The 10,326-nt window shown below is 69.8% G+C and carries 2 protein-coding genes; both read right to left on the bottom strand.

Annotated features, from left to right (window positions below; genetic code table 11):
• Positions 1-8,355 (bottom strand): non-ribosomal peptide synthetase (locus tag P5F91_RS19935; protein WP_277908056.1); only part of this gene is annotated, 8,355 nt, incomplete at its 3' end.
• A 558-nt stretch (positions 8,356-8,913) separates the two neighbouring features.
• Complete coding sequence (locus P5F91_RS19940; RefSeq protein WP_277908057.1) at positions 8,914-10,203, bottom strand: MFS transporter; 1,290 nt, start codon at positions 10,201-10,203, stop codon at positions 8,914-8,916.
• Positions 10,204-10,326 lie beyond the last annotated feature (123 nt).

Here is a 10,326-nt window from a genome sequence, read left to right on the forward strand (position 1 = left end):
CTCCGCCGTTTCCCGGTCATAGACGGTGGCGTTGACGAACAGCTGCAGCGCGTGGCGGCCGTCGGCCCGGGCCTCATGCGCCAGCACCATGTCCTGGGCCGGGGCATTGGTGGTCAGGCGATAATCCACCGCCCCGGTGGCGGGGGGCTGCTGTGGCACGAAGCGCCAGGCGGCGTTGCGGCCGGCGTCGCCGCCCATGTCGCCCGGATTCTCCGTCACCGCCATGTCGAACAGCGGGAAGCGGCCGGGCTGGACCAGATCGGGGTATTGGCCCCGGAAGTCCGCCAGGATGCGGGCGGTGGGATAGCGGGAGTGGCTGAGGCCGTCGGCCAGCGACTGCTGCACCCCGGCCAGAACCACGGCCAGCGTGTCGCCCTCCGCCAGCTCCCGCCACGCCGCCGCGATGCGCTCCTCAACCGGCCCCTGGGGCGGGCCGCCGACCGGACCGGCGTCAGCCCGCGCGCCCGACAGGGCCAGCAAGGCACGCAGAGCCGCGCGGTCGATCTTGCCGGACGTGGTCATGGGGATGGCGTCCACCACCAGCAACGCGGCCGGGATCATATAGGCCGGCAACCGATCGGCCAGGATCTCGCGCCAGCCCCGGGCCAGCCATTCGCGGGAACCGCCGGCCTGCGGGCGAACGAAGGCCCACAGGCTTTTGCAGCCGGGCTCGCCAGCGGGTTCGCCACTGGGTTCGCCACTGGGTTCGCCACTGGGGGCGGCCTCCAGCACCACGACGGCCTGGGCCACGGCGGGGTGGGCTTCCAGCGCCGCCTCGATCTCCCCCAACTCGATGCGAATGCCGTTCAGCTTGACCTGATGGTCGCGCCGGCCCAGCACCTCCAGCACCGGCAGGCCGCCGTCATGGCCGCCACGCCAGCGGCCCAGGTCGCCGGTGCGGTAGCGTCGCTGCTCACCCTCACCGATGAAGGCGGCGGCGGTCAGGTCGGGGCGGTTGAGATAGCCCTCCGCCAGATTCAGGCCGCCCAGCCAGATTTCGCCCACCGCTCCGGGGGCCGCCAGGGCGCCGGCGGCGTCGCGGATCTCCACCAGGGTGTTGGGCAGGGGGCGGCCGGTGGCCAGCACGCCGTCCAGCCCAGCCACGGGCAGGTCGCCCATGGTGCTGGTGATGGCGTTTTCCGTGGGACCGTAGGCGTTGACATAGCGCAGGCGGTTGCCATAGCGCGCCACGTCACCAGCCAGCGGCGCCTCGCCGCCCGTCACCAGGATGCGCACGCTGTCAGGCAGGGCGCCATCCAGCAGGCGCAGATAGGTGGGCGTGAGGTCGGCCACCGTGACACCGCGATCGCGGATAAGGTCCAACAGAGCTGCCGGCCGCTCGATGACCTCCGCCGTCGCCAGACACAGGGTGGCGCCGAACATCAGTGGCAAGCCGATGTCGGACAGGGACACGTCGAACGCCGGGGAGGCAAACATCAGCGTGCGGTCGTCAGCGGTCAGGCCATAGTCCTCGCCCACGCCCAGCAGGGTGTTCAGCAGGGCGGCGTGGCTCACCCGCACACCCTTGGGCAGGCCGGTGGAACCGGAGGTGTAGAGGATGTAGGCGATGTCGTTGGACCGCCCCTGCGGCAGGGCGATGTCGTCCTGGGCCGCCCGCTCCAGGGCCGCCAGCCCATCCGTCGTCAGGTCCAGGATATGGGCCACGCCCCCGTCGCGAGCCATGAACTCCTGTCGCTCCGCCGGCAGGTCGGCGGCCAGGGGCAGATACACCGCCCCGGCCTGCCAAAGGGCCAGGAGTACCGCCGGCAGGTCGACGGCGCCGCGCGGCGCGACGACGGCGACTACGGTGCCCGGCGTCGCGCCCTGGACCACCAGGCCGCGCGCCAGCCGGTTGGCGCGGCCCAGCAGCGCGGCGTAGGAAACCACGGCCCCGTCCGCCAGGATCAGGGCGGGATGCTCTGGCCGGGCGGCCGCCTGCGCGGCGATCAGGTCAACCGGGCGGGCATCCGGCCGGAAGGCGGCCGAACCTGCCTGCCAGCGCGCCAGCAGCGCGTGCTCGGACGGCAGCGCGGTGGGCACGGCGCCGTCCATGGACGGACGGTCCGCCAGCCAGGCGGCCAAGTCCAGCAGGCCTTTCAGCCAGTGATGTGCGGTATCAAAGTCATAGATGGCGGCGTTCATCTGCCACTTCAGCACCAGGCTGCCGTCAGGCAGGGCCTCATGCGACAGCGCCATATCCTGGCCGGCCCCGTGGGGCGCCAGTTCATAGTGAATGCCCCCGGCCTCGACGGCGCTGAGCCGCACCAGACGGGTGGCCGCCTGGCCGGCGTCACGCGTGCCGGTCAGGTCCGGCGTTTCGGTCACGATGATGTCGAACAGGGGGAAACGGGCGGGGTCGCGCAGGGTGGGCCGCTCGCGCCACAGGTCATGGCACAAGCGGGCGAAGGGGTAGCGGGCATGATGTAGCGCCCGTGCCAGATCATTCCTTACGATATCAAAACGGCTGGCGAGGTCCTGGTCGGCCGTCAGGTGGAAAGCAACGGGCACCAGGGTCACGGCATAGCCCACAGCCTCCGCCACCGCCGCATCCTCACGCAGGGATACGGTGCTGCCGATCAGGAAATCACTACGGCCAGTGCGGCGGAACACCTCCGCTCCCAAGAGCGTCAGCATCAGGGCGTGCAGGCTGCCCTGGCCGCGGCGGGCCAGGCGGCGCAGGGCGTCGGCCTGGTGGGCGGGCAACACCGCCTCCAGCCGGTGGCTGTGGGCGGGCGCATCCAGACGGCGGGGATGGTCCAGAGACCACTCCGCAAACGCCGCGTCGGGCAGGGCCTGCAGGATCGCACCCCACGCCTGAGCATCGCGGGTGGCGCAGGGACCGGCTAAATAGGCCACCTCTTGCCGGGCCAATGCCACGCCATCCACGGCGGGAGCCCGGAACTCATCGCCGCGCAACAGCGTGCCCAGGTCACGCAGCAGCACCTCCAGCGAGGCGCCGTCGCCCACCGCATGGTGCAAGGCCAGCCAGAAAAGGGTTTCCCCTTCCGCGACCGTCACGACACCGGCGCGGTACAGCGGTGCCTGGCGCAAGGACAGCGGCGCGCACTGGCGGTCGCGGATGTGGGCCAGGGCCGCGGCGCGGTCGGTAACGGCGGTGAATTCCAGTTCCGCGATCACGGCGTCCCCAGGGGCATCCCCAGGGGGCACCACATGCCGGCGCACCACGCCGTCCGCGTCGGCGGCGAAGGTTGTGCGCAGGGCGCCGTGCCGCGCCACCAGCGCCTGCCAGGCCGCGTTCCAGCGCGCCGCGTCCGGCGGTGGTCCCTCCACACGGCGGGTCAGCGGCATGGTGAAATGACCTGTGTCGAGGCCCGCAGCCTCCGCCACCCAAAACTCCCGTTCGCCCAGCGTGGCCAGGGTGGGGTCCACATCGGCGATCGCGGTGCTGTCCGCGACGATCTCCGTCACCGCCAGATGAGAGGCGAATTGGGCGAGGGTCGGCGCGATGAACAGGTCGCGCGCCGGCACAGGGCGGCCCAGGACCTGCGCCAACTGGTGCGCCATGGTCACGGCCAGCAGGCTGTTGCCGCCCAGGGCAAAGAAGTTGTCCTCCCGCGCCACGCGGGGCTCACGCTCGGTCAGGCTTGGTCCCAGCAGGGTGGCCCAGACGCCGGCAACCGATTCCTCCAGCGCGGTCGCCGGCGGTGTGCGCGTACCTTCTTCCAGGGCCGGCGCCAAGGCCAGCAGGGCGCGGGCGTCAACCTTGCCGCTGGCGGTGGTGGGGATCGCGGCTACGGGGGTGAAGCTGGCTGGGATCATGTGCGCCGGCAGGCGGGGGGCCAGCCAGGCCTGCCATGCGTCGCGGGTAGGCAGGGCCTGGTCGTCCTTCGCCACCAGGAAGGCGCGCAGGGCCACATGCCCGGCATCGGCGGAGACCAGAACGGTGGCCTGGCGGATCGCGGCATGGCCCAACAGGGCGGCCTCGATCTCGCCCAGTTCCACCCTTTGGCCGTGCAGCTTGACCTGCTGATCCATGCGGCCCAGCAGTTCCAGGCGGCCGTCGGCCGTCCAGCGGCCCAGGTCGCCGCTGCGGTAGGCGCGGCCCTGGTCCGTCATGACGAAGCGGTCCGCCGTCAATTCGGGGTTGTTGAGGTAACCCTGGGCCACGCAGGCACCGGCCAACCACAGTTCACCTACCTCACCCGGCGGCACGGGCCTACCGTCAGCCCGGCGCAGGCTGACGCGGGTATTGGCCAGGGGGCGGCCGATGGACAGGGGCCGGCGTGGATCGGCATCGCCCTCCACCAGGCCGATGGTGACGATGATGGAGGTCTCGGTCGGCCCGTAGGCGTTCCAGAAGGCGATGGGGGGGCCATGCCGGGCGGCATCGTTGTGACGCGGCGCTTCGCCACCGGTGTTTAGGATACGCAGGCCCTGGAACGGCGTCTCGGCGCTGACCCGCAGGTATGAGGGGGCATGGAAAGCGCAGGTGACGCCCAGGCGGGTGTAATGACGCTTCAGCGCCCAGGGATCGTCGCGCAGCGCCGGGCTGATAGGCACCAGGCCGCCGCCGTTCAGCAGCGCCATGCCCAGCTCCCAGGGGCTGGCGTCGAAGCCCGGGGTCGCCACCAGACTGGTACGGTCGGCGGGAGTCAGTCCGACCGTACCGGCATGGGACAGGATGGTGTTGACGTAGCCGCGATGGGTGACGGCGACCCCTTTGGGCCGGCCGGTGGTTCCCGAGGTGTAGATGATATAGGCTAGGTCGTCCGGCCCGGCGCCGGCATGGTCCACAGTCGTGGCGGACGGCAGGGTGCCCGCGTCCAGCACGGGGCCGAGGCCCATCAGCAGGGCCGGCGGCGGTGTCCGTCCGTCCCCGGAGGGAACGGTGATCAGAACCTTGGCGCCCGCATCGGACGCCATGTAGGCTAGGCGCTCGGCCGGCAAGTCGGCGGCCAAGGGAAGGTAGACGGCCCCCGCCTTCCAGATGCCGAGAATGACGGCCGGCAGGGCCGGCGCGCAGTCGGTGAGGACCGCGACGACGCGATCCGGCCCCAGGTCCAGGGCCAGCAGGCGGTTGGCGACGCCGTTGGCGGCAGCATCCAAGTTGGCGTAGCTTTGGGTTTCCTCCAGGGTCACCACGGCCGCGGCGTCCGGCTGACGCCGGGCCCAATCCTCGAACAGGACCTGGGCACCGACGGCCGGCCGCTCCACGGTGGGGCCGGCTTCCCACGCCGCCAGTGTTGCCGCCTCGTGCGCCAGCAGGGCCGGGGGCGACTGGCGCAGCCGGTCGGGATCGGCCGCAAGCCATTCCGCCCAGGCCACCAGGCTGTCCAGCCAGGCTTGCGCCGTCGTGGCGGCATAGACGTCCGGATTCCAGTGCAGGACCAGGCGCAGATCATCGCCGGCCTGGTCATCGGCCACCTCGGCCCATTCATAGCTGAAGGCCAGATCCACACCGGCCAACGGCGGCAGGCCCAAGCCGGGCAGGGGATGGCGTCGCACGCCGTCCGGGGCACCTTCCGTGGCTGGGGGTGGGTTGGCTGTCAGCGTGATGTCGAACAGGCCAGGGCGTTCCGCCGCACGGCGGCCGGGCCAGCGCTGCTGGAACTCCCGCGCGATCCAGCTGCCAGGATAGCGGGCATGGGCCAATGCGGCGCGCAGCGTGTCGCGGCTGTCCGCCAGCCGGCCGGCCAAGGTGTCGTCCGCCTTGCTCAGCACCAGGGGCAGCACGTTGACATAATGGCCAATGGCGGTCTCAGCCCCCGAGGGGCGGATGGAAAAGCCGCTGCCGATGATGACCTGCGGCCGGCCGCTGCGCCGTTGCGCCTCCCACCCCAGCAGGGCCAGCAGCAGGCCGTGCAGGCCGGTTTCCGCCTGGCGGGCCAGGCGGGCCAGGCCCTGGGCCGTGGCGGCGGGGATGACGGCGTGGCAGGGGGCGGCGGGCGCCCGTTGGGGCGTGGCGGGGCGGTTGTAATCGGTAGCGAGATCCGCCAGGACGTCATCGCCGCCAGCCGCCGCTACGTCCAGTTGGTCCCGCCAATAGCGCTGATCCGCCTCCCGCGCGGCGGAGGCCAGGTAGCGCGCCTCGGCCGTTGTGGCGGCCCGGATGCCGTGCGCGGCCGGGCTGGCGACCTCGCCCCGTAGCCGGCGGGCCAGGTCGTCCTGCAGTTGGCCCATGGCCAAGCCATCCACCACCGCATGATGCGCCGCCACCCAGAACAGCAGGCGCCCCCCGTCGGTGGGGAGGCGGATGAGGCCGGCGCGCGCCAGCGGCGCCTGGCTCAGGTCGAAAGGCTCGGCCACGGCGGCGGCCAACCGGCTCCATGCCTCATTCTCGTCGGCACAGTCCCAGAGAACCGGATCCGGTGCCGTCAGGTGAGCCACGGTGTGCCAATGGACGCCACCGTCGGCCTGCTCATTGAAGGCGGTGCGAAAGGCGGGATGGTCGGCGACCAAGCCGTGCCAGGCGGCGCCCCAGTCTTCAACCGTGTCCCGCCCTCCCGCTTTTTCGAGCACCCGGACGACATGGTGCCCGACCCCCGCCAAGCCAAGGCGATGGGCTAGCCAAAAATCGGCTTGGCCCGCGGTGGCGGGCCCCTCGTTCTCTGCGCCGCCATCGTCGGTGACGGTACCGCCAGCCGCCAGATGGGTCGCCAGGCTGCGCACCGTCAGGGTGGACAGCACGTCCTGGACCGTGGCCGCGTGGCCCAGCGCCTGCAGGCGCAAGGCCACCTCGATGGCGCGCAGGCTGGTACCGCCCAGGCTGAAGAAATTATCGTCGCGCAGGATGAGGCCCGGCCCCAGCACCGCCTGCCAGGCGGCGGCCACAGCCTGCTCCAGATCACCCTGGGGCAGGGTATCGGGCGTCGCGACACGGGCCGAACGCTGGTCGCGGGCCAGTGTCAGCAGGGCCTGGCGATCGATCTTGCCGGCGCTGCTGGTAGGCAGACGGGGAAGGGCGATGACGCGTGCAGGCACCATGTACGCCGGCAGCAGGGTCGCGAGATAGGCCGTCCAGTCGGTGCCGGGCGACACCGTTCCGGCCACGAACCCCACCAGGCCGCCGTCGGCCAGCACGACGCTGGCATGGGTGACGCCGGGATGTCGGGCCAGCGCGCGCTCGATCTCCGCCAAAGCCACGGCCTGGCCGGAGACCTTGACCATGTCGTCGCGACGGCCCAGCGCCTCCAGCAAGCCATCCTCGCGCCAGCGGCCCATGTCGCCGGTGCGGTACGCCCGGCCGAAGGCGGTGTCGACAAAGGTGCGCGCGGTCAAGTCCGGCTGGTTCAGATAGCCGGGCGATAGGCCCTCACCCAGGACATGGACCTCGCCCACCTCACCCGCGGGCACCAGGTTGCCGTCGCCATCCAGGATAAGCACCCGGATGCCGGGGAAGGGACGGCCACTGGGCAGGCGGTCGGCATCGGCCCAACCCTCCGGCGTGACGCGCAGCAGGCAGATGGTGCCGCACACCTCCGTCGCGCCGTGCATGTTCCAATAGGCGATACGGTCGCCATAGTGCAGGGCGTCGGCGATGTTGGGCCGCTCCCCCGCCGTCATCAGGCAGCGCAGGCCCGCAGGCACGCGCCCGTTCAGCAAACGCAGGTAGGAAGGGGTGAAGGACGCGACGCTGACCGCGTGACGCTCCATCAGCGCCAGCAGGGCAGTCGGATCATCCAGAAGGGCGCGGGTGGCCGGCACCTGGGCGGCACCCAAATACAGGGGCAGGCACAGCTCTCGAAAGCCCAGGATGAAGCCCGGCGCGCTGGACAGCAGGAAACGGTCGTTCCGGTGGAACCCCTGCGCCTGGGCGTGGCCACGCGCCATATGGTCGATGCCACCATGGCGGATCAGCACGCCCTTGGGCCGGCCAGTGGAACCGGAGGTGAACAGGATGGCGGCGATGTCGTCGGCCGTCCGCCGCGGGACCGACAAAGGGGCCGTATCGCGGGCTTCGGTGGCCAGGACCGTGACCGGATCGATCAACCCGCCGGACAGCCCAGCCAGCCGGTTCATGACCTCCACCGGCGGTACCAGGCTGTCCAAGGCCACGACGAAACGGATGGCCGCATCCTCCACCATGGCCAGCAGGCGGGCGGGCGGATGGTCGGCGGCCAGCGGCACATAGACGGCGCCCGCGCGCTGGATGGCAAGGAACACAAACGGGAGTTGTTCTGAGCGGTGCACGAACACCCCCACCGCCTCGCCCGGCGCCACGCCGTGAGCGGCCAGGGCGGCGGCCAGGACGTTCGCCTTGCGGTTGACGTCGGCGGCGGTCTGGATGCCGCCATCGGTCAGGATCGCCAGATGATGGGGGTGGCTTTGAGCGTGGCCGTCAAAGACCTGATCGATGGCGATGAAATGCTGACGGTCGCGTGCAGGCTCCGGCATCGTTGACAGGCCGTCGTCTCTGATGGCTTTAGCGCCTAGAACAGACCCGGGCATAGGAACACCATCGGTGAATTTCGGATAAATAGATGGGCGCGATAAATAGATGCCGTCCGCAACAGCGGGCGAAGGCCGCGTTGCCCCATTAAAGTCAAGACCAGTACACGCTACGTAACCGATATTCTAATTTATGAGTTAAGCTATTGTATTGATTTTCCGGAATATGTTGATCATTCATGAACGTATTAAGGCATTTATATAAACAAACCTTGATTTTTTACATGCGCGTCAAATCGGTTGGGATGCCTCGGTGTGTAGGCTCAGTTAACGATCAAGTTCATAAAAGTTGCATTAACGTGATATCGATGCCCGCGCTAATGGGTGGCATGGGTATAGTGCGGCATGCGGAACATCACAAGGATTATTTCCCTGCCACGTTGTATCCAATAGCCTTAACGCACGCTTGCGCCAGCCGCGCAGCGTGCGGCTGACGGGATAGGGGCGACAACTGTGACGTGTGGCAGAGGGAAGGGGGCGAGGGCGGGGCTGTCGGCTCGTCACTCAATCGCCGCTGCCGGGCGCTGTTTCCCGCATCTGCGTGAGGACGGGAAGCACCAGCAGGGCGACCAGGGCGATCATGACGCCGGGGATCAAGGGCCAAGCCGTGCGGATCACCAGCGCGTGGGCGACGAAAGGGGTCAACCCGCCGAACAAGGCCGTTGCCCCGGTGGCACCCAGGGCCAGACCGGTCAGTCGCCCTTCCCCGGGAAACTGCTCGGCCGTCGCCACGGCGCCCACCGCGCTGACGCCGCCGGCCAGGGCTGCCAGCAGGATGGCCCCGACCAAGGCCCTGCTGGTGGACCCACTCACCATCAGCCAGAACAGGGGCGCCGGCAGCAGCGTGCTTCCCAAGGTGAGGCCGATCAGCACGGGCTTGCGCCCCACGCGATCTGACAGTGCGCCGATGGCCGGCGTCACGGCGATGACCGCCACGGCGGCGATGGTGGACAGCCACAGCGACATGTCTTCGCTCAACGACCCTGTGGCGGTGAGGAAGGCCGGAACATAGGTGATGCCAACATAATAAGTGATCGACCCCAGCGCGGAGACGGCGAATGACCGAAAGATGCCCGCGCGGTGGTGGATGAGGGCGTAGACCAGGGGCCGGGCCGGCGCCGCCCCGGCCGCCGCCTGCCGCTCGAAGTCCGGCGACTCCTCCATCGCCGACCGCGCGATCCAGACACCACCCGCCAGCGCGGCCCCCACCAGGAAGGGGATGCGCCAGCCCCAGCATGCCAGGTCCGTCGCGTCCAACAGGTGCACGGTCAGCGCGGACACGCCGACAGCCAGCAGGCCACCCACCTCGCTGGCCGCCGAGGCGCAGGAGGTGACCAGGCCCCGCCGGCCCGGCTTGGCCCCCTCCAGCAGGTAGGCGACGACGCCGGTATATTCCCCACCCACCGAGAAACTCATGACACAGCGCAGCAACAGCAGCAGCCACCCCGCAAGGGCACCAATGGCCGTGTAGGTCGGCAGGAGGGCCGTGGCCAGCATCGCCAGGCTCATCATGGCCATGGACAGCAGCATCATGCGCCGGCGCCCGACGTGGTCGCCGACGTGGCCGAACGCCACGGCCCCCAGCGGCCGCAGCAGGTAGGCGATGGCGAATCCCGCCAGCGCGGTGATCAACGACCCCTTGCCATCGCCGAAAAAGATGCCGGCGATGACGGGCGCGAGATAAAGGTACAGCGTGAAGTCATACCATTCCACCACTGTGGAAAATGCCGCGATCGCCATCGAGCGCCGCGAAACGGTTGGACGTGCCTCGGGCAGGGGCTTGAGGTCATCCACCAGGGTTCTCCCTTGTCACCAATTCGCGCCGCGCCGTTCCTGCACAAGGGTAGCGGCCTTCATGTGCGCACTCCAGGACTGATGCCATCGGACCGGAATGTCGCGCTTCGGGATTGAATCCAA

The organism is Nitrospirillum amazonense (genome assembly GCF_029594735.1).
GTDB lineage: Bacteria > Pseudomonadota > Alphaproteobacteria > Azospirillales > Azospirillaceae > Nitrospirillum > Nitrospirillum amazonense.